Below are 20,266 nucleotides of genomic sequence, written 5' to 3' on the forward strand. Positions count from 1 at the left end.
GAACTTAAAGCGCGTCGCATAAATCCCTCCAGACGCGACGCGCTTTAGGCGCTAGGCCGCCGCGCTGAGCCCCAGTCGGTCAATCGCCAGTTTGCGGGTCGAGACGTAGTCGGTCTTGCCAGAGCCCAGCACCGGGATTTCCTCGACCTTGACGATGTCGTTCGGCACCATCAGATCGGCGGCGCCGGCTTGTCTGCCGAATTTGCGCAATTCATCGGGGTCGGCGTCATCGGCGGTGGTGACCAGCACGATACGCTCGCCGCGGCGCTTGTCCGGCACCGCCACCACAGCGTGGTGCTCTTCCGGCCACAGCGACTGCACCAGCATCTCGACCGCGCCCAGCGACACCATCTCGCCGGCGATCTTGGCGAAGCGCTTGGCCCGGCCGCGAATGGTAATGAAGCCCTCGCGGTCGACAGAAACAATGTCGCCGGTATCGTGCCAGCCGTCGAGCGGCTGCAATTCCCCGGGCCGATCTGAGGTCATGTAGCCCATCATCAAATTCGGCCCCTTGAGCAATAACCGTCCGGCGCCGCTGATGCCCTCGACCGGCTCGAGCTTCATGCGCATGCCCGGCAACAGTCGCCCGACCGTGCCGTCGCGGCCGTGGATGGCGGTGTTGACGGCAACGACGGGCGCTGCCTCGGTCAGCCCGAAACCCTCGATGATCTCGGCCTGGAAGCGCTCCCGGTAGACGCGGCGCGTCTCCGGTTTCACCGCCTCGGCGCCGGCGACGATGAAGCGCAGGCTGGAGAAATCGCCGTCCTTGGCGGTGCGCGCATAGTTGGCGAGGAACGTGTCGGTGCCGAACATGACCGTCGGCCTTGCCTTGCGGGCGATCTCGGGGATCAGCTTGTAGTGCAGCGGCGAGGGGTAGAGGAACAGTTTCACGCCGGTGACCAGCGGCAGGATGGTGCCGCCGGTGAGCCCGAATGAGTGGAACACCGGCAGCACGTTGAGCAGGATGTCGGCCGGCGAGATGGTGATGCGGGCCTCAGCCTGCATGGCGTTGGCGAGAAGATTTCTGTGCGACAGGACCACCGCCTTCGGCGTGCCTTCCGAGCCTGAGGTGAACAGGATCACCGCTGGTTTGGCCGCATTCTGCGGCTGCAGCGGCCAGCGCCACAGCAAGGCGGCGGCGAGCTTGTCCAGTACGGTTACGCTGGCCCGCACATCCTCCAGCCACAACAGCCTGGCGCCGCCTTCCTCTACCGCCGCGACGATGTCAGCGAGGCTGGCCTTGTCGACAAAGGCGCGCGACGAGACCACGGTGCGGATTTCCGCCGTGCGCACGGCGGCGGTGACGCTGGCCGGGCCTGCGGTGTAGTTGATCATCGCCGCCACCCGGCCCGCCGACAACAGGCCAACGAGTGACAGCACGACACCGTTGGCGTTGGGCAGCAGCACTCCAACCGCTTCATTCGGCGCCGTCACCGCCTCGAAGCGGCGGCCCAGCACCCGCGCGCCGATGAACAGCTTTCTGTAATCCAGCGTGCCGCTCACCACGTCTTCGACGATGGGATGCGAGGCGCCGACACGGTCGGCGGCGTCGCGTATGGCGAGGAACAGGCCGCGGTCAAGATCGCTGCCGAAAAGCCGGGCTTCGGCGAAACGGTCGAACAGCGCATTGGTGTTCGAAGACTGATCAGGGTTTCGCGCTACCAACTCGGCGATGGTCATCGGCTCCAGCACGCTGATCGACAGGCTTGGAAACCAGCGCCGCGGCGCCTTGTCCGCCGGCGTCAGCGATACCGGCAGCGTGCGCGCGCCGGCAACGAAGATCGGCACGATTCGGGCGTCGGCCTGTATGGCGATGCGGGTGACGGCGCGAAACAGGCGAAATGTCTTGATATCAGGCTCGACCGCATCCGGCAGATAAACGGCAAGGCGGCCCTTGCCCTTCAGCACCCGCACCAGCCGGCGGCTGACGAAGACATGCTCAGCGTTGAAAGCGATAGTGCGGCCAAGCTCGCGCCATGGTTCGAGCCAGGGCGATCGCGCCGAGACCTCGTCGAGGATGTGCAGCGTGTCTTCCGGCAGCAGTGACAGCATCAGCGCCGGTTCGAGGCGCGACTGGTGCGAAATGACGTAAATGACCGGGGCGGCTGTTCTGCGGGCGATCTTGATACGATCATCGGCAATCCGGTAGGCGAGCTTGAACAGCACATAGAGCAGCGCCTGCGTGAAGCGCAGGCCGAGGCGGAATTTTTCCACTACGCCGATCAGCAGCCAGGCCGCGACGAGACCCGCAAGCAGCGCCAGTGTCAGGATCATGCCGCGTCTCTCCCAACAGATTTTGACCTCGCGGCTCTTCGCGACCGCTTCGATGAGAACCTAGACGAAGTGGGCTCAACGTCAATGCGGAGGTTCTTTCTTCTCGCCGCCCGCCGTGCCCGATACTCCTCGATGGGCGTCGCCACAATCTTCGTCAGTTTCGGCGTCTTGCCGTATTCGGCGCAAATGCAGATGCTGCTCGAATAGCCCACCGCATTCGGCACCACGCCTACATTTGCGAATGGGTGTCCGGTTCGTAGACTATGTTGGATGCTCCGTGAGACGGTCAGATGGTGCAGATCTTGTCTTAGAGAAGGCCCTGTTCGGTCGACCGGAACCTCTGCAGGGAGGAAGCGTTCCTCGCCTAACGCTACAACCGCAGGCTATCGCCCGGGAGGGGGGCATACCCTGCCGCTATTTGTCTGTTGGGGGGTGCGATGCACGACTATTATAACCTCGGTCGATATAGCCGGCCGGTGACGACAAGCTCGTCCGAGGCTCAGGTCTGGTTCGATCGCGGCCTCATCTGGCGTTATGGATTCAACCACGAAGAGGCGGTCAAGTGTTTCCGCAAAGCGGCCGAATGTGATCCCGGCTGCGCCATGGCCCATTGGGGCGTCGCCTATGCCCTCGGTCCCTATTACAACAAGCCGTGGGCCGACTTCAACGAGGAGGACCTTAAGCAGACGCTGGTCGAGGCGCGTCGCGCGACGGAGGAAGCGCTGGCGCTCGCCAATGGTGCGGGGGCGGTGGAGAAGGCGCTGATCCGGGGGTTGGAGCGTCGCTACCAGTCGGATCACGTGGCGGATAACGAAGACCTGCGCACCTGGAGCGACGCCTATGCGGGGGCAATGCGGAAAGTCTACGCAGCGTTTCCGGACGATGCCGACGTCGCCGCGCTCTTCGCTGAGGCATTGATGGACCGCACACCCTGGCAGTTGTGGGACCTCGAGAGCGGCGAACCCGCTGAGGGCGCCGATACAGTCGAAGTCGTGGCGGTGCTGGAACAGAGCCTGCGCCTATCGGATGAGCGCGAGGTCGCGCACCCCGGCCTCATCCATCTCTACATTCACGCCATGGAGATGTCGCCGCATCCCGAACGGGCACTGCGCCCGGCCGATACCCTTCGCGATCTCGTGCCGGACGCCGGCCATTTGCGGCACATGCCCTCGCACATCGATATTCTCTGCGGTGACTATCACTCAGCGCTAGTCGCCAACGAGCGGGCAATCGAAGCCGACCGCAAGTATCTGGAGCGGGAGGGTCCCTTCAACTTCTATACCCTCTCGCGATGTCACGACTATCATTTCAAGCTCTATGCGGCGATGTTCCTCGGCCAGTTCCGTCCCGCCCTGGACGCAGCCAACGAAATGCTTGCCACCGTCCCGGAAGCGCTGCTGCGACAGGCAACGCCGCCGATAGCCGACTGGCTGGAAGGCTATTTGCCCATGAAAGCGCACGTGCTGGTGCGGTTCGGCAAATGGCAGGAGATTCTGGACGAACCGCTTCCCGAGGATCCAGATCTCTACCGGGCGACCACGACGGTCTGGCACTATGCTAAGGGCATTGCCCATGCCGCGCTCGGACAAACAGCCGCGGCCGAAGCGGAGCAGCGCCGCTTCGAGGAGGCGTTTGCCCGCGTTCCGGAAGCGCGCATGTTCTTCAATTACCGCTACGTCGACATTCTGGCGGTCGCCGCGGAGATGCTTCGAGGCGAGATCGCGTATCGGAAGGACGATCACGAAGCGGCCTTCGCGCATCTCCGCGCCGCAGTGGCGCGGGACGACGGCCTTCCCTATGACGAGCCTTGGGGCTGGATGCAGCCGACACGGCACGCCCTTGGGGCCTTACTCCTCGAGCAGGGGCACGCCCGAGAAGCGGCGCAGGTCTATGAGGCGGATCTGGGAATGGATCGTGGCTACAGACGGATCTCGCGGCACCCCGACAACGTCTGGGGCCTGCACGGCTATGTCGAAGCCCTGCATCGGCTTGGCCAGCACGAAGAGGCCGACGCCATTCAGCCTCGCCTCGATCTGGCGATGTCGCGGGCCGACGTCGAGATTCGCGCGTCGTGCTTTTGCCGTCTCGGCGACGAGTGCTGCGCGTCATGATCAACGCGCCGTTGCGGGTGTTGCCCGTTTCAGCCGTGAGACGAATGCCTGCGCCCTATCTCTCCCCGCAAGGGAACCCCAGGGGCGTCCTTCACGCCGCTTTCAGCCTCCCGCTGATGAAGCGGAATTCCTGCGTCTTGCCACCATAGCCATAGGCGGCGGCCGGGACTTCATGCACGAAGGCATAGCTCTCCTCATGCACCTTGCCCAGCAGGCTGCCAAAGCCAAGGAAGAGCGCCTTGAGATAGGCCTCCAGCTCGAGCTTGGTGTTGGTGCCGTCAACCACCTTGATGTCGAGCCAGAAACTGTTGGCGTCATGCTCGGCCAACGACTTGCCGCCGGCGAACCAGTGCTCGGGGTCATGGTAGGAAATGGCCACCGCTGTGATCGTCGCATCCTTGCGCAAATGCGTGGCGGTCAGTTCGGTCACCTGCCTGGCGATAGCGGCGGACAAAGCGGCATCGGGCTTGCCTGTGACGCTGACATTGATGATCGGCATAATTTCTCTCCTCGGGTTTACGCGGCGTCTCCTCGCCGTCAGAAATCTTTGCCATCGCTCCTGCATTATGAAAATCGAATTGTTTTCAGGGAAAACTTTGATACTGTCGAATTATGACAATGCTCGACCCCGACCTCCTCAAAACCTTTCTCGCCTTCGTCGACCGCGGCTCGCTGGCGCAGGCGGCGTCATTTGTCGGGCGCTCGGCGTCGGCGGTGACCACGCAGATGCAGCGGCTTGAGGATATTGTCGGCGAACCACTTCTGGCGCCGCAGGGAAGAGGGCGCGTCCTGACGCCGGCGGGCGAAGATCTGGCCGGTCATGCGCGGCGCATCCTTGCTGTGCATCGCGAAGCGTGGCTGGCCCTAAAGGGCGTGCGAGCCGATGGACGCGTGGCCATCGGCTCGACACAAGATTTCGCCGACAGCGGGCTGCCGGATTTGCTCAGGGCCTTTGCCGCGAGCTATCCGCGCGTCAGGATCGAACTGCGCGTCGGCCGCTCCGCCGAATTGGCCGAGGTACTGCAAACCGGCATCCTCGATCTGATGGTCGCCATGCGACAGGCTCCGGCGCCGGACGAGATCGGCGTGCTCCGCGAACCGATGATGTGGCTCTGTTCGCAAAGAGGCTTGGCCACACACCAGGACGAACTGCCGCTGGCGCTGCTCGATCCGCATTGCGGCTTTCGCGAAGCGGCGATCGCGGCACTCGACAGGGCAGGCCGCCGCTACCGCATCGCCGCCGGCAGTGCCAGCCTGGCCGGGCTGCGCACGGCGGTGAATGCCGGCATTGCTCTGACGCTGCGGACGGCGCGGTTTGCCCATTCCGGCATCGTCGAGGCACCGCGCGAGTTTGGCCTGCCGCAGGTTCCCATCGCCGAGTTCGCCATCCGGCTGCGCCAGGATGCCGAGCCCCCGGCCCAGGATCTGGCTGCGCTGTTCAGCGGCAGCCTTGCCTTGCCAGGCGCGCCGAGCTGATTTTGCAAAAGAAAAAGCCGACCTTGCGATCGGCTATAGGTTAGACGGGCCGAGGGGTTTGGGGGGACTTGGATGACCCGTCAAAGCCAACAATGCCTGAACCTGTTGATGGTTCCATGATCCTGCTAATTTATTTGCACCCGCAGTTTTATTTTCGGGGGCAAAATTTTTCTCACGCAGAGCGCTGCCTGGCCGCTTGCCAGTCGCGCCCGCCATGGGCGAACACCGCGCAGAGCACGATGGCGCCGCCGATCATGCTGGCGGCTGGCGGGACCTCGGCCAGGAACAGGAAGGCGAACAGGATCGCGAACGGTACTTCAGCCGAGCCCAGCAGGCCGGATTCGGCAGCCGGAATGAGCCGCGCGCCCTCCGTCCACAGAATAGAGGCCAGCGCGAACGACGTGCCGAAGGCGACGAGCAACACTGCGTCCCTGGCCGAGACGGCCAATGGATCGGTGACGAACCAACCGAGCACGAACAAAAGGAATGCCGACACCGCCCCGGCCCACACCACCGGCGTGTCGCGGAAAGCGCGCACCATGATCATGTAGAGCGCGCTGCCGATTGTCATCAGCAGCGCCAGCCCGTCGCCGAACAGATGGCCGGTGCCGAAGCCGGACCAGACCATGATCGCCACGCCGCTGAGCGACACGGCGGCGGCGGCAAGCGTCTGCAGCCGGAAGCGCTCACGAACCAGAATGAAGGCAAGCAGCGCGGTGACGAAGGGCGCAGTGGCGTAGATGATCGCAACATTGGCGACGAAGGTGAACTTGAACGCCGAGATGAAGGCGATGCTGGCTAGCGCGCCCTCGCTCGCCAACAGCCAGCCGCGCCAGCCGAGGCGCAGGCTTTCACGCCCACCGGATTGACGGCGCCGCCAAAGCACATAGAGGGTGATCAGGATCGACCCAACGAAGCCCCGCCAGCAGGTGATGGTCAGCGGATCGGCATGGATCGACTTGGTTAGCACGCCGGTGAGGCCGAAGACGGCTGCCGACGCCGAAACCAGGATGATGCCAAGGGTGCGCTCGGCGGCGGTGTCAGGCATGGTTGGGAATCCGGTCATGTCACCAGACTATGCTGCCCTGTCCTGACACCATACTGTCAGCAGGGGTTGCCGTATCCTGCAGCCGCTGCGGAAATGCCCTTTTGCAAGTCGATTCATCTCATCAAAGCCGATGTGTCAGCTCGACACGAAGTGATCTTGCCTCTCCCACGGCTCCTGCGGACCGCGAACATCCCTGTTGACTCGGCCTCAGGGTCAGCCCCGATAGAAAGGCGGTCAACAGCAACAAGGTGATTCATGAACTCTTCCGCCCAGTTCCTGAACGCTTCCGAAGCCGCCGGCCGGCTCGGGGTGTCGGCCAAGGCCCTGCGGCTTTATGAGCAGCGCGGCCTGATCGCTCCGATCCGCACTGCGGCCGGATGGCGCGCCTACGGTCCTGTCGAAATGAGCCGCGCCGCCGAGATCGCGGCCCTGCGCGCGCTTGGCTTCAGCCTAGCCCAGGTGGCGCGGGTGATGGAGGGTGACTCCCGGGGCATGGAGCCGGCCTTGGCCGCACACCAGGCAGTACTCGAGAGCCGGCTGCGCCAGCTTGTCGGCGTAATAGAGAAGATCGGTAGCCTGCGGGACGACCTCGCTCGAGGCGAAGCGCCAAGCGCCGGGGAACTGGCGCGCCTGCTGGCGCCAGAGGCTACGCTCAGCGTCGCTTTCGACCTTCCCTGGCCTTGGGGAGGCGAGCGGTTCGAACTGGGACAGATCCGACCGCTGAACTACATCATCGGCCCGCTGGGCAGTGGCAAGACCCGGCTGGCTCAGCGCCTGGCCGAGACATTGCCTGACGCCGCCTTCCTTGGCTTGGATCGACTGGCGAATGGCTGTGCGGCGGCTCTGGCTCGTGTGGACGCCGACCCAGCTCTCAGGTCGCGGGTCGATCAGACGCTGGCCTGGCTCGTCGAGGACGGTGCCGCGGTGTCCGACGCAATGATCGCTCTACTCGTCGGATTGGAAGCCGAAGGTCCGGCCATCCTGGTCGTCGACATGATCGAACAGGGGCTGGATCAAGCCTCGCAAGAAGCCCTGATTGCCCATTTGCGTCGCCGCGGCCCCGGCGGTCGACCGCTTTTTCTGCTCACGCGCTCCTGCGCGATACTCGACCTGGCGGCTGTCGGCACCGACGAAGCGATCATCCTCTGCCCCGCCAATCACAGCCCGCCAACGTACGTCGCCCGGTACCCCGGCACTCCCGGCTACGAGGCCGTCGCCACCTGCCTGGCCTCACCCGAGGTGCGGGCGCGGACGGATGGCGTCATCGCGTGGCGGCCCCGGGTCGCATGAAAGGGCACCAGGTCTAACGACGCGGCAATGTCTGGACAGCTTGTCAGTCCGATCCAAATGTCGTGAAATCGAGGCCGGTTCTATTCGAGTATCCTGACGAGCGCTAAAGCTGACTGCCGAAAAGGGTTTGACATGGACGCGACCGGACTGAACGCCACGCAGGCGCCGCTCAAGGAGGCGTATCGCGACGACGCATCGCGCGCGCTGATCACGCTTCGGGCCAAGGGCTCGGTCGACGACCAGTCGATCGCCTGTAAGGTCGAGACCGGCAGGGCGCTCGCCGTTGCCGGTCTGCATCCGGCTACCGGCGGTTCCGGGCTCGAACTGTGCTCGGGCGACATGCTGCTGGAGGCGCTGGTCGCTTGCGCTGGCGTAACGCTGAAGGCAGTGGCGACGGCGCTGGAGTTCAAACTCGGCGCCGCCACCGTGGAGGCCGAAGGCGATCTCGATTTTCGCGGCACCTTAGGCGTGGCAAAAGATGCGCCGGTCGGCTTCCGCGCCATCCGGCTGAATTTCAACCTCGACAGCGACGAGCCACAAGAGCGCGTCGACACACTGCTCAAGCTGACCGAACGCTATTGCGTGGTGTTTCAGACCATCAATACGAGGCCGGAACTGACGGTCAGCGCTCAGCGCTGAACGCGCGCCGCCGGCTACTCGCTTTCGCCCTCGTCGGCGAACGGCGAGGCGCTCGGCACGCACTGCACCGACCAGCCGGCCGGCGTTGGCTGCTTCTGATATTCGGTGACGGCGAAGGCGCACTGTTCGCGAGTGTCGAACGTGCTGGGCAGCACCACCATGCCGCCTTGCGGGCCGGCAATCACCAGATACCAGACCAGCGCTACGCTCGGAGCCGCCATGGGATTCCTCGTTTGTTGTGGGAGTCGGGCGATCCTATCAATTCTGGGCAACCGACGAAAGCTCGGCCGGGCGCGGTGGGTCGCCACAGCCGCGTGATGTCCTGCATTTGTTGGGCCGGCTCAGTTTACGGCAAAGCAGTAGAACAGGCCGTCGCCGCCGGTGCTCCTCAGTGCCTCCTGACTGCAGCCGCCGCGTGAAGCGTGCGAGGAATTCCACGATTTGGCGGCGGCCGAATCGTCGAGACCGGTGCGGTCGTGATGGCCCGTCATTGCCGCACCTTCCGCTCCGCTGAGCGTCCAGTCGCCGCAGGTCTGGTCGGCAATTTTCGTGCCGTCGGGCTTGGACCCGGTCAGCACGTCGTGGCGGTTGGGCTTGTCGCCGCGGCCGTTGACCACTTCGCCCTTTTCGTTGAGCGCCGTCTGCTTGGTGATGGCGTTGGCATCGCTATGCAGCGAAGCGACATCGTCGGCGATCTTGACGCCCTTGGCGTTGAACCACGGTCCCGTGCCAATGCGATCGCGCGCATCGGTGTCGCTGGTCGAGAGGTAGGCGCGCCATGTCTTGCCCGCAACGCCCGCGGCTTCAGCCAGCGAGGCGCAATGCGCATCGGCGCCCGCGAGGCCGCCGAGATCGGCGCCCTTGCCCGAGCCGACGCTGGTGACGAAGAAGCTCATCGTCGCGTCCTGCGAGGATGCGACGCCGATGGCTGCCAGCGATGCAGCGGCGGTGACGAGAAGCAGTCTGCGCATGGTGGTCCTCCGTTTCGGAAAATCTGGCATTCCAATAACGTCGGCGGCGGCGCAATTCTTCCGTCGAAATGCGCGATGCGTCTACTCCGGCTGCCGGTAGGCAACAAAGCGGTTGTGCTTGGCCTGGAAGATCAGCCCGGTTTCCGTAAGCGCCGGGCTGGCCAGCGGCACGATGCGTTTGGCGATCTCCTGGGGATGCGGCAGCGTCTCCGGATCCTCGCCGGGCACCGCCTGCGCACGCATGGCGGTGCGGGTGGCGCCGGGATCGGCGGCATTGACCCTGAGGGCCAGGTTTTCCGTCTCATGCGCCCAGGAACGCATCATGGTCTCGACTGCCGCCTTCGACGCCGCGTAGGGCGCCCAGAAGGCCCGCGCCGAATGGGCGGCATTGGAGGAAAGCACGATGGCACGGCCTGCGTCGGAGAGCCTGAGCAACGGGTCGACCGAGCGGATCAGCCGCCATGTCGAGGTAACGTTGATGGTCATAACTTTCTCGAAAGTCTTGGCCTCGACATGGCCGATCGGGGAGATGACGCCGAGCACCGCCGCATTGGCGACCAGGATATCGAGCTTGCCCCATCGCTCATGGATGGCGCCGCCCAGCCGGTCGATGCCGGCCATGTCGGCGAGGTCGAGCGGCACCAGCGTCGCCTGTCCGCCCGTTGCCTTGATCTGGTCGTCGAGTTCCTCCAGTCCGCCGACGGTGCGGGCAACCGCGATGACGTGCGCTCCGGCGGCGGCAAGTTCCAGGGCGATGAAGTAGCCGATGCCGCGCGAGGCGCCGGTGACGACCGCGACGCGGCCGGACAGGTCGAGGCCAGGGGTGGGGATCATGCGAGGGCCTCCGTGAGTAGGCGTGAAACTCGGGAAGGCAATTGGTGTTCCGGCAATCCTACGCCCCGCCCGCCGCCAGCAGCGACAGCGTGCGCACATTGTCCGAACCTTCGAAATCGGCAAGCCGGGTCGGATATTGCCCGGTGAAGCAGGCGTCGCAGAATTGCGGCTGCTCATTGTCGCGGCCGGCCTCGCCGACGGCGCGGTAGAGCCCGTCGATCGACAGGAAACCGAGCGAATCGACGCGGATGAACTCGGCCATCTCTTCCACCGACATGCGCGACGCCAGCAGCTTCGACTTCTCCGGCGTATCGACGCCGTAGAAACAGGAAGCGCGCGTCGGCGGCGAGGCGATGCGCATGTGCACTTCCTTGGCGCCGGCATCGCGCACCATCTGCACGATCTTCTGGCTGGTGGTGCCGCGCACGATCGAATCGTCGACCAGCACCACGCGCTTGCCTTCGATCATGCGGCGGTTGGCGTTATGCTTGAGCTTGACGCCCATGTGGCGGATCGAATCGCCGGGCTGGATGAAGGTGCGGCCGACATAGTGATTGCGGATAATGCCGAGCTCGAACGGGATGCCCGCGGCTTGCGAAAAGCCGATCGCCGCCGGAGTGCCGCTGTCCGGCACCGGCACGACGATGTCGGCCTCGACCGGGCTTTCGAGCGCCAGCTCGGCGCCGATGCGCTTGCGCACCTCGTAGACGTTGCGGCCCTCGACCGACGAATCCGGACGCGCGAAATAAACATATTCGAAGATGCAGAAGCGGGTCTTCTGCGGCTCGAACGGAAACAGGCTCTCTATGCCCTTGGCGGTGACGACGACCATCTCGCCGGGCTTCAGGTCGCGCACGAAACGCGCGCCGATGATGTCGAGCGCGCAGGTTTCGGAAGCCAGGATCCAGGCGCCGTCGAGATCGCCGAGCACCAGCGGCCGGATGCCGAGCGGATCGCGGCAGCCGATCATCTTCTTTGACGTCATCGCCACCAACGAGAAGGCACCTTCGACCTGGCGCACCGCATCGATGAAGCGCGAGTTGAGATCGCGTTCCCTGCTGGTGGCGACCAGATGCAGCAGTGTCTCGGTGTCGGAGGTCGACGAGAAGATCGCGCCCTGTTTCTGAAGCGCGCGCTGCACCGTCATGGCGTTGGTGAGGTTGCCGTTGTGGGCGACGGCGAAGCCGCCATCGGCGAGCTCGGCGAAAAACGGCTGGATGTTGCGCTGGCCGGCGCCGCCGGTGGTGGCGTAGCGTGTGTGGCCGATGGCGCGGTTGCCTTGGAGGCTGTCGATGACGCGCTGTTTGGTGAACGTATCGCCGATCAGGCCGACATGATGTTCGACATGGAACTGGGTGCCGTCATAGGAAACGATACCGGCCGCTTCCTGGCCGCGGTGCTGCAACGCATGCAGGCCAAGCGTGACGATAGCCGCAGCGTCCTGCCGGCCAAAAATACCGAACACGCCGCATTCGTCATGGAAATGATCGTCAGCCTCGGCGGAAAGCACGTCGTCTGCGTCTGCCATCTTCAGCTCCGCTAAACTCGCTATATAGTGTGATGACGGCTCGAGAGCAACGTAGAGTTTGCGGCCTTCACATGATCGTCAGTTTGCCGGCGCCGGATTGGCCGGTGCATTGTCGGCCGGTGGCGCGTCGGTTTCGCTGCCGTCGGGCGCCGGAGCATCGTCGCCAGTTGCCGGTGCGTCCGCCGCGGGTGCATCCGCTGCCGGAGGTGTCTCGGCGCCGGTCTCGGGTGCCGTCTGATTCGGATTGAGCCTGTTGAGGATCGCGTTTTCCGGATCCTCGGGCAGCAGGCTTTCGAGCTTGGCGCCGATCGATTCGAGCAGCGGCCGCGACTTGGCATCGGCGACCCAGCCCGGAGCCTTGGGGCCGGCCAGCCAGTTGAAGAACAGCAGGGCCACCGCGACGACCAGGATGCCGCGCGCCGCGCCATAGAGGAAACCAAGCGTGCGGTCGAGCGCGCCGACCCTGGAATCGATGATCCAGTCGGCGAGCTTCATGGTGATGATGGAGACGACGATCAGCGCGACGATGAAGACTATGCCGGCGGCCACCACCATGGCAATCTTCTCATTGTCGACATAGGGCTGAACGTAAGGCAGGACCGGTTGATAGAAGAAGAACGCTGCCGCGGCCGCCGCTATCCAGGAGATGACGGATAGGACCTCGCGCGAAAAGCCGCGAACCATGGCGAGCATCGCCGAGACCAAGGTGAAGCCGACGAGAATTCCGTCAAGCAGCGTAATCGGCATGTCTTTTGCCCCACTTCATGAGCCGCGTCATTCTTGCTCGTCGGCGCGGCTGCGCCGTGAGCCGGCTATGCGCGCCACCAGATCGGCAAGCTCGGTGGGCTGGAAAGCGCCGGCCCCTATCCCCCCGGCAAGTTCCTCGCTGCCCAAGGGCAGAACCGCGCTTCCAAAACCCAGCTTTTCGGCTTCCTTCAGGCGCTGCTGCGCGTGCGCAACCGGCCTCACGGCGCCCGAAAGGCTGATTTCGCCGAAATAGACGCAATCGGCGGGAAGGGCAAGACCGGTGAGCGAGGAAACCAGTGCGGCCGCCACCGCCAGATCGGCGGCCGGCTCCGAGATACGGTAGCCGCCGGCGACGTTGAGATAGACGTCATGCGTGCCGAAGCGGACTCCGCAATGGGCTTCAAGGACGGCAAGGATCATCGACAGCCGGGCGCCGTCCCAGCCGACGACGGCGCGGCGCGGCGTGCCCAGCGACGACGGCGCCACCAGCGCCTGGATCTCGACCAGCACCGGCCTGGTACCTTCCATGCCGGCGAAAACCGCGGCGCCCGGCGCTTTCGCATGGCGTTCGCCGAGAAAAAGCTCGGATGGATTGGCGACCTCGCGCAGGCCCATATCAGACATTTCGAACACGCCGATCTCGTCGGTCGGTCCGAAGCGGTTCTTGACCGTGCGCAGGATGCGGTAGTGGTGGCCGCCTTCGCCCTCGAAATAAAGCACCGCGTCGACCATATGCTCGACGACGCGCGGCCCGGCGATCTGGCCTTCCTTGGTGACGTGGCCGACAAGCACAATCGCCGCCCCTGTGGATTTGGCATAGCGGATCATCGCCTGGGCGGCGGCACGCACCTGGGTGACGGTGCCGGGTGCCGAATCGGCCATGTCGGTCCACAAGGTCTGGATCGAATCGAGGATCACCAGGTCCGGCCGCTTGCCGTCGGCGATGGTGGCGAGGATGTCCTCGACATTGGTTTCGGCGGCAAGCTCCACTGGAGTATCGGCGACGCCGAGCCGCTGCGCACGCAGCCGGATCTGGGCGACCGCCTCTTCGCCCGAGACGTAGACGATGCGGTGGCCCTTGGACGCCAGTGCTGCGGCCGCCTGGGTCAACAGCGTCGACTTGCCGATGCCGGGATCGCCGCCGACCAGCAGGGCCGAGCCGCGCACGAAACCGCCGCCGGTGGCGCGGTCGAGCTCGCCGATGCCGGAAACGATGCGTGGCGCGTCCTCGATGTCGCCGGACAAAGTCGTGAGCACGACGGCGCGGCCCTTGCGCGCATTGCGGGTATTGGCCGGGCCCGAGCCGATGCCGCCGGACGTGCCTTCCTCGACCAGCGTGTTCCACTCGCCGCAGGCATCGCATTTGCCAGCCCAGCGCTGATGCACCGAACCGCAATTCTGGCAGATGAACTGGACGCGCGATTTAGCCATGAAATCTCGCATACCTTAGAAGGGAGGCGGATCGAGAACGTCCGCATTTTCGGCCGGGATTTGGCGAGCGCGGATACAATTCAGTGTTTCTTGGCGAGAGCGCGTACTTCGGCAAGCGACTCATCGAGCAACTGCGGATTGGGCGACAGAATCTGGGTGTCGTAAATGGAGATCATGCCTTGAGTTTGGCCTGCAAACTCAGGCTGCGTTTTTCGCGCCTCCTCATCAATCGCGTCGACGTAAAACAAGAAATTTTGCCCAGCCAGAACAGGCACGCCGCATCCTCCCATGATCAGAGTGGTCGTGGAGATCACACCATTCGGTTCCGGGTTGCCCTTGAACACCTCCATTGCCTCGTAGCGAACGTTAACCAGTATCCGACCATCACCCTCATCGGCTGCGACAATTCCAAGCTTCGTCGGACTAAGCTCTGTGGCTGTCACCAAGCCTCGGAACACCAGGGCCGCCTCAGCAAATGCTCGTTGTGGCGTCCAGTTTGCAGGCATTGAACAAGCTGAAGCGACGTCAGGCAGGACAGCCGCGCTGACGAGCACGAGAGTCAGGCGGACAGAAAACCTGAAACGCTTACCCATGCTTACTCAAACCTCTCCGCAATATGATGCTCCTCGGCGAGGTCGGAGAAGCGGGTGAACTCGCCCTGGAAGGCGAGGCTGACCGAGCCGGTCGGTCCATGGCGTTGCTTGGCGACGATGACCTCGGCCTTGCCGCGCATCTCGTTCATCTCGTGTTCCCATTTGATGTATTCGTCGGTGCCCGGCTTCGGCTCGCGGTTCTTCAGATAATATTCCTCGCGGTAGACGAACATCACCACGTCGGCGTCCTGCTCGATCGAACCCGATTCGCGCAGATCCGAGAGCTGCGGGCGCTTGTCGTCGCGGCTTTCGACCTGACGCGACAGCTGCGACAGCGCAATGATCGGCACGGCAAGCTCCTTGGCCAGCGCCTTCAGGCCGGTGGTGATCTCGGTGATCTCCTGCACGCGGTTCTGCGAGGATTTGGCGCTCGACCCTTGCATCAGCTGGATATAGTCGATGACGATGACGTCGAGGCCGCGCTGGCGCTTCAGCCGCCGCGCCCGCGCCGACAGCTGGGCGATCGAGATGCCGCCGGTCTGGTCGATGAACAGCGGGATCTTCTGCATGGTCTGCGAACAGGCGACCAGCTTTTCGAAATCCATTTCGCTGATCTCGCCGCGGCGGATTTTCGACGACGGGATTTCGGTCTGTTCGGAAATGATGCGGGTGGCGAGCTGTTCCGACGACATTTCGAGCGAGAAGAAGCCGACGACGCCGCCATTTGCCGCCTTGAACGAACCGTCGGCCTGTTGCGCCGGCACATAGGCTTCGGCGATGTTGAAGGCCATGTTGGTGGCAAGCGAGGTCTTGCCCATGCCCGGCCGGCCGGCGATGATGATCAGATCGGACGGCTGCAGGCCGCCCATGCGGCGGTCGAGATCGCGCAGGCCCGTGGCCACGCCCGACAGGTGCCCGTCGCGCATATAGGCGGCGTTGGCCATGTCGACGGCGGTCTTGACCGCGTCGGTGAAGCTCTCGAAGCCGCCATCGTAGCGGCCGGTCTCGGCCAGCTCGAACAGGCGCCGCTCGGCATCCTCGATCTGCTCGGATGGCGACATGTCGACCGGCGCGTCGTAGGCGATGTTGACCATGTCTTCGCCGACGGTGATCAGGGCGCGTCGCGTGGCGAGATCATAGATGGCGCGGCCGTAGTCGGCGGCATTGACGACGGTGACCGCCTCGACGGCCAGCCGTACCACATATTGCGCAACCGTCATGTCGCCGACCCTCTCGTCGGCCGGCAGAAAGGTCTTCAGCGTGATCGGCGTCGCTATCTTGCCCATACGAATGAGCTCGGCGGCGACCTCAAAGATCTTTCTGTGCAGCGGCTCGTAAAAATGGCCGGATTTCAGGAAATCCGACACGCGGTAGAAGGCGTCGTTGTTGACGAGGATGGCGCCGAGCAGCGCCTGCTCGGCTTCGATGTTGTTCGGTGCCTCGCGATAGAGCGGTGTTTCCGCCACGCCGAATTTTCGTGCTGCCTCTGCCATTACGTCCCCGATTTCGATGCCGGTCTCTCGATATCAGTAACGGGATAGGTCGGTGATGACTTATCTGCATCAGTCTTCATTCAATCAGCTTCGGTGCCCGCGATTCACAGCCAAGTTTTTTCGGTGGAAAGAATCTTGATTGACTCGAATCAAGATGGCGAGCCTAGCCGTTCTCGGGCGAGAACAAAACAGGAAAATAGCTGCCAATCACTCCGGCAGTGCGTCGCCCCAGTCGAGTCGCCGCGCGGCCTTGAACACATCGCCGTCGCGCTTGGTGAACAGTTTCTCGTCGGCGCTGCCGTCCTTCTCGCAAAGTTTCAGCAGAACCTTGCCCGAGCCTGATTTCGGCGGTGCGATCACACGCGCCTGCGGCGGGGCAGCAGAGTGGCGGGAGGCAGCGACATAGATGAATTTCTCGTCCTCCCATGGCACGTCGGCGTCCTTGGCCAGCCGGTGCAGGCGCGAACGCGCGACACGGCGCGAAAAATGGCACCAGTCGGGCGGCGCGAGCGGGCAGGGTGACTTATGCGGGCAAGGCGCAAGCACGTGCGCACCCGCCTCGATCAGCTGTCGGCGCACGGCAAGAATGCGCTGCCATCCGGCCGGCGTGCCCGGCTCGACGACCAGCAGCGTGTCGTTGGTCAGGTGCCAGAGCCGGTCGATGAGTGTTGGCAGCGACGCTGGTACGATCTCGTCCAGCACATAGGCGCAGGTGACCAGCTCGGCCGGCTTGAGATCGGCGAGATCGAGGCTGACATCGCCGGCCAGCCAGGCGACCCTGGCCGTCATCGCCTCAGCGGCAAGCGCCGCGCCGACCCGGCGCACCGCGGCGCTCGCCTCGATCAGCACCGCCTGCTCGAGGTCGGGCCAGAGATCGAGCGCAGCCCAAAGCACGGTCCCGGGGCCGGCGCCGACGTCGAGCAGGGTTTTGGGTGCATGATCGGGCCTTGCCTCGCTGAGCGCATCGAGACTGGCACGGACAGCGGCATAGGTCGCCGGCAGCCGCGTCGCCAGATAGGCTTTGACCGCGATCTCCTCGGCCATATGCAGGCGGCCGTCGCGCAGTTCGGCGCGATAGCGGTCCGACAGCGTTTTTGCCGCTAGCTTCAGCGTCGGCAGCGGCACTTTTTCGAGGAGACGCTCGACGCCCTGTCGAAGCGGGATAGGCAGTTCCATAGCTCAGGCACCCCGAGGTGCGAGCAGGATCACCGAGGCGCCAACGATGCAGAGCGCGGAACCGGCAAGGTCCCAGCGGTCGGGGCGCACGCCTTCCACCAGCCACAGCCATCCGAGCGAGGCGGCGATGTAGATGCCGCCATAGGCGGCATAGGCGCGGCCCGCAGCACTGATGTCTACCAGCGCCAGCAGGAAGCCGAACAAAGCGAGCGAGACCAGGCCTGGCGCCAGCCACAGCGGCGACTTTTCCAGCCGCCACCACGCCCAGATCGAAAAGCAGCCGGCGATCTCGGCAAGGGCAGCAACGATGTAGATGAGATAGGTCATGAAAAAAGTCTCGCGGCGACGGCGAGACCTTTTTCAGCGTGTGGGCCGCCAATGGCAAGCGGCAATGGCGTGATCGCCGGCGGTCTATTCCATATCCGCCACCTTGCGGCGCCGGGCGGGCTTGGCGGCAGGGGCTTTTGGACGATGCCCCATGTCGCGCAGCTGCAACGCCTTCTCGCATTTGGCCATATAGTCACGAGACATCGGCAGCGTGTCGTTCTTCTTGGCGATCTGGATTTGGAAGACCACCAGATCCTGCCAGCGGAAAGCGGCTTCCGAGGCTGCCAGATAGAACTCCCACATGCGGCAAAAACGTTCGTCATAGATCGCCTTGGCCTTGTCGCGGTTGGCGGCAAAGCGCTGGCTCCAATGTCTCAGCGTCTCGGCATAATGTAGCCGCAGGACTTCGATGTCGGTGACGATGAGGCCCGACTTTTCGATCGCCGGCATCACTTCCGAGAGCGAGGGGACGTAGCCGCCCGGGAAAATGTATTTGCGGATGAAGGCGCTGGTTGCCCACGGCGCGCCGGAGCGGCCGATCGTGTGCAGCAGCATGACGCCGTCCGGCTTCAAGAGCGTCGCCGATTTGTCGAAGAAGGTGCGGTAGTGGTTGACGCCGACATGCTCGAACATGCCGACCGAGACGACGCGGTCGAAGCGCTCGTTGAGCTCGCGGTAATCCCTCACTTCGAAATGCACGCGGTTTTCTAGGCCTTGCGCATGGGCGCGGTCGGTGGCGACGCCATGCTGCTCGGTCGACAACGTCACGCCTTGCACGTCGACGTCGAAGGACTTGGCGAGATAGAGACCGAGCCCACCCCAGCCGGAGCCGATGTCGAGCACCGTCTGGCCGGCCTTCAACCTGAGCTTGGCGGCAATGTGGCGCTTCTTGGCTGCCTGCGCCTCGTCGAGCGTCATGTCCGGCTGCTCGAAATAGGCGCAGGAATACTGCATGTCCTCGTCGAGGAAGAGTCTGTAGAGGTCGCCTGACAGATCATAATGGCGCTGCACGTTGCGGCGCGCGCGCGCCGCCGTGTTGATCTGCTGCAGGCGGCGGAAGGCGTGACGCAGGCCTTCTATCGCCTTCGACCAGGTGGCATCGATGCCGCCGCTGTCCATGTTCTGGAAGGCGATGCGCATCACCCCCAGCACGCCGCCCTCGAGTATGTCGAGCTCACCGTCCATATAGGCTTCCGGCACCGCCAGCATCGGATCGAAGCTGATGGCGCGTTCGGCATGCGTGGTCTTGATGTGCATGTGTACCAGATCGCCGCTGCCGTCACCGAAAGTCACCGAGAGGCCTTTCGGTCCGGTGACCTTGAGATTGCCGGTGCGCACCAGGCGGTCGAGAATGCGTTTCAGCAGAATATTCATGAACAAATGTCCCCTCTCGGTCAGACACGCTGTCTCGGCGCATGACCCGACAATCGAAATCGATTTCGGAAAGGATCATGCGCCGAACCAAAGTCCTGCAGCGTCCTTTGCGCGTCCAAACGACGCGCGGCGCTATAGTCTGCATCAAGATATAGGGGGTCGAAAAGTTCCGTTTGGCACAAAAAAGCCCGGGCGAGGCGCCCGGGCGTTGGTCCAGAAATGACTGGAAGCCGACGAAACGTTTTAAGGCGCCGCTCTGACGCCTTATGACGTGCAATCAGCCGTTGTCTTCGCCGCCTTCGAACTCGGCATTGGGATCGAAGAAGTTGTCCGGGCGCGCATTGTCATTGATGTCGTCGCCATAGATGGCTTCGGCTGTGGTCAGCATCTCGCCCTTGGCCTGACGCTCGGCTTCGTCGGCCGTGCGGGCGATGTTGAGCGTGATGGTGACCTCGACTTCCGGATGCAGGGCGATCGCCACATTGGTCAGGCCGATGGTCTTGATCGGCTGGTTGAGCAGGATCTGGTTGCGGTTGACCGAGAAACCTTCCGCCGTCAGCAACTCGGCGATGTCGCGGGTCGACACCGAGCCGTAGAGCTGGCCGGTTTCGCCGGCCGAACGCACGGCGATGAAGCTCTTGCCGTCCAGCTTCTCCGAAATCTGCATGGCCTCGGACTTGCGCTCGAGGTTGCGGGCTTCGAGCTGGGCGCGCTGGCCTTCGAATTTCTTCTTGTTGGCTTCGTTGGCGCGCAGCGCCTTGCCTTGCGGCAGCAGGAAGTTGCGGGCGAATCCATCCTTGACCTTGACGGTATCGCCCATCTGGCCGAGGCGGGAAACGCGTTCGAGAAGAATGACTTCCATGGTTTTGTTCCTTCGTTTGGGGCGCCAAATCACTGGCATCGACGCCGAATTGTCTGGAACAGGTCAGGAAGCTGAGGGCGTCGCCGCCGATG

At 63.9% G+C, this 20,266-nt stretch carries 20 protein-coding genes; 5 read left to right on the forward strand and 15 right to left on the reverse strand.

Going from position 1 to position 20,266, the window contains the following annotated elements:
• Nucleotides 1-51 precede the first annotated feature (51 nt).
• Nucleotides 52-2,274: an AMP-binding protein gene (locus BLT09_RS02955; protein WP_091590517.1), complete on the reverse strand. Its 2,223-nt coding sequence runs from the start codon at nucleotides 2,272-2,274 to the stop codon at nucleotides 52-54.
• Nucleotides 2,275-2,358: 84 nt separating this feature from the next.
• Here BLT09_RS02955 and BLT09_RS35445 point away from each other — a divergent pair, with 84 nt between their 5' ends.
• Both BLT09_RS35445 and BLT09_RS02960 read left to right on the forward strand, forming a co-directional pair.
• Complete coding sequence (locus BLT09_RS35445; protein ID WP_268931368.1) at nucleotides 2,359-2,481, forward strand: hypothetical protein; 123 nt, start codon at nucleotides 2,359-2,361, stop codon at nucleotides 2,479-2,481.
• Between the two features lie 230 nt (nucleotides 2,482-2,711).
• A complete protein-coding gene (locus BLT09_RS02960) occupies nucleotides 2,712-4,385 on the forward strand; it encodes a tetratricopeptide repeat protein (RefSeq protein WP_091590518.1) in 1,674 nt (557 codons plus the stop codon).
• 91 nt (nucleotides 4,386-4,476) lie between these two features.
• On the opposite strand, the gene BLT09_RS02965 is transcribed toward BLT09_RS02960, so the two are convergent.
• Nucleotides 4,477-4,884, reverse strand: coding sequence for a tautomerase family protein (locus tag BLT09_RS02965; RefSeq protein ID WP_091590519.1), 408 nt, complete (start codon nucleotides 4,882-4,884; stop codon nucleotides 4,477-4,479).
• 113 nt (nucleotides 4,885-4,997) lie between these two features.
• Between BLT09_RS02965 and BLT09_RS02970 the strand changes: the two genes are divergently transcribed.
• Nucleotides 4,998-5,861: a LysR substrate-binding domain-containing protein gene (locus BLT09_RS02970; protein ID WP_091590521.1), complete on the forward strand. Its 864-nt coding sequence runs from the start codon at nucleotides 4,998-5,000 to the stop codon at nucleotides 5,859-5,861.
• A 172-nt stretch (nucleotides 5,862-6,033) separates the two neighbouring features.
• Here BLT09_RS02970 and BLT09_RS02975 read toward each other — a convergent pair whose 3' ends face one another.
• A complete protein-coding gene (locus tag BLT09_RS02975; protein ID WP_167366307.1) occupies nucleotides 6,034-6,909 on the reverse strand; it encodes a DMT family transporter in 876 nt (291 codons plus the stop codon).
• 255 nt (nucleotides 6,910-7,164) lie between these two features.
• On the opposite strand from BLT09_RS02975, the gene BLT09_RS02980 reads away from it, so the two are divergent.
• Nucleotides 7,165-8,199, forward strand: a complete 1,035-nt coding sequence (locus BLT09_RS02980) for a MerR family transcriptional regulator (protein ID WP_091590525.1) — start codon at nucleotides 7,165-7,167, stop codon at nucleotides 8,197-8,199.
• Nucleotides 8,200-8,331: 132 nt separating this feature from the next.
• The gene (locus BLT09_RS02985; protein WP_091590526.1) at nucleotides 8,332-8,838 is read left to right on the forward strand and encodes an OsmC family protein; all 507 of its coding nucleotides are present in this window, start codon (nucleotides 8,332-8,334) and stop codon (nucleotides 8,836-8,838) included.
• A gap of 14 nt (nucleotides 8,839-8,852) precedes the next feature.
• Here BLT09_RS02985 and BLT09_RS02990 read toward each other — a convergent pair whose 3' ends face one another.
• The 12 genes from BLT09_RS02990 to rplI form a co-directional block, all read right to left on the reverse strand.
• Complete coding sequence (locus tag BLT09_RS02990) at nucleotides 8,853-9,059, reverse strand: hypothetical protein (RefSeq protein WP_091590527.1); 207 nt, start codon at nucleotides 9,057-9,059, stop codon at nucleotides 8,853-8,855.
• A gap of 120 nt (nucleotides 9,060-9,179) precedes the next feature.
• Nucleotides 9,180-9,809 (reverse strand): hypothetical protein, encoded by a 630-nt coding sequence (locus tag BLT09_RS02995; RefSeq protein WP_077381769.1) that lies wholly within the window; start codon nucleotides 9,807-9,809, stop codon nucleotides 9,180-9,182.
• Between the two features lie 81 nt (nucleotides 9,810-9,890).
• On the reverse strand, nucleotides 9,891-10,643 hold the full coding sequence (locus tag BLT09_RS03000) for an SDR family NAD(P)-dependent oxidoreductase (RefSeq protein WP_031255525.1): 753 nt from the start codon (nucleotides 10,641-10,643) through the stop codon (nucleotides 9,891-9,893).
• A gap of 58 nt (nucleotides 10,644-10,701) precedes the next feature.
• Nucleotides 10,702-12,171, reverse strand: coding sequence for an amidophosphoribosyltransferase (gene purF, locus BLT09_RS03005; RefSeq protein WP_023800717.1), 1,470 nt, complete (start codon nucleotides 12,169-12,171; stop codon nucleotides 10,702-10,704).
• Nucleotides 12,172-12,249: 78 nt separating this feature from the next.
• Complete coding sequence (locus BLT09_RS03010) at nucleotides 12,250-12,918, reverse strand: CvpA family protein (RefSeq protein WP_091590528.1); 669 nt, start codon at nucleotides 12,916-12,918, stop codon at nucleotides 12,250-12,252.
• 27 nt (nucleotides 12,919-12,945) lie between these two features.
• Nucleotides 12,946-14,349 carry a DNA repair protein RadA gene (gene radA / locus BLT09_RS03015; RefSeq protein ID WP_023800715.1) on the reverse strand — a complete coding sequence of 468 codons (1,404 nt, stop codon included), beginning with the start codon at nucleotides 14,347-14,349 and terminating at the stop codon, nucleotides 12,946-12,948.
• Nucleotides 14,350-14,429: 80 nt separating this feature from the next.
• Nucleotides 14,430-14,942 (reverse strand): hypothetical protein, encoded by a 513-nt coding sequence (locus BLT09_RS03020; protein ID WP_091590531.1) that lies wholly within the window; start codon nucleotides 14,940-14,942, stop codon nucleotides 14,430-14,432.
• Between the two features lie 2 nt (nucleotides 14,943-14,944).
• Entirely contained in the window at nucleotides 14,945-16,435 is a 1,491-nt protein-coding gene (locus BLT09_RS03025; protein ID WP_023800713.1) for a replicative DNA helicase, read from the reverse strand.
• A gap of 207 nt (nucleotides 16,436-16,642) precedes the next feature.
• A complete protein-coding gene (locus BLT09_RS03030; RefSeq protein ID WP_091590532.1) occupies nucleotides 16,643-17,611 on the reverse strand; it encodes a small ribosomal subunit Rsm22 family protein in 969 nt (322 codons plus the stop codon).
• 3 nt (nucleotides 17,612-17,614) lie between these two features.
• Nucleotides 17,615-17,938, reverse strand: a complete 324-nt coding sequence (locus BLT09_RS03035) for a YnfA family protein (protein WP_091590534.1) — start codon at nucleotides 17,936-17,938, stop codon at nucleotides 17,615-17,617.
• Nucleotides 17,939-18,022: 84 nt separating this feature from the next.
• Nucleotides 18,023-19,312 (reverse strand): cyclopropane fatty acid synthase, encoded by a 1,290-nt coding sequence (locus tag BLT09_RS03040; protein WP_023800711.1) that lies wholly within the window; start codon nucleotides 19,310-19,312, stop codon nucleotides 18,023-18,025.
• 277 nt (nucleotides 19,313-19,589) lie between these two features.
• Nucleotides 19,590-20,174, reverse strand: a complete 585-nt coding sequence (gene rplI, locus BLT09_RS03045; protein ID WP_091590536.1) for a 50S ribosomal protein L9 — start codon at nucleotides 20,172-20,174, stop codon at nucleotides 19,590-19,592.
• Between the last annotated feature and the right edge of the window lie 92 nt (nucleotides 20,175-20,266).

It is taken from the genome of Mesorhizobium muleiense (genome assembly GCF_900099905.1).
GTDB classification, from domain to species: domain Bacteria; phylum Pseudomonadota; class Alphaproteobacteria; order Rhizobiales; family Rhizobiaceae; genus Mesorhizobium; species Mesorhizobium muleiense.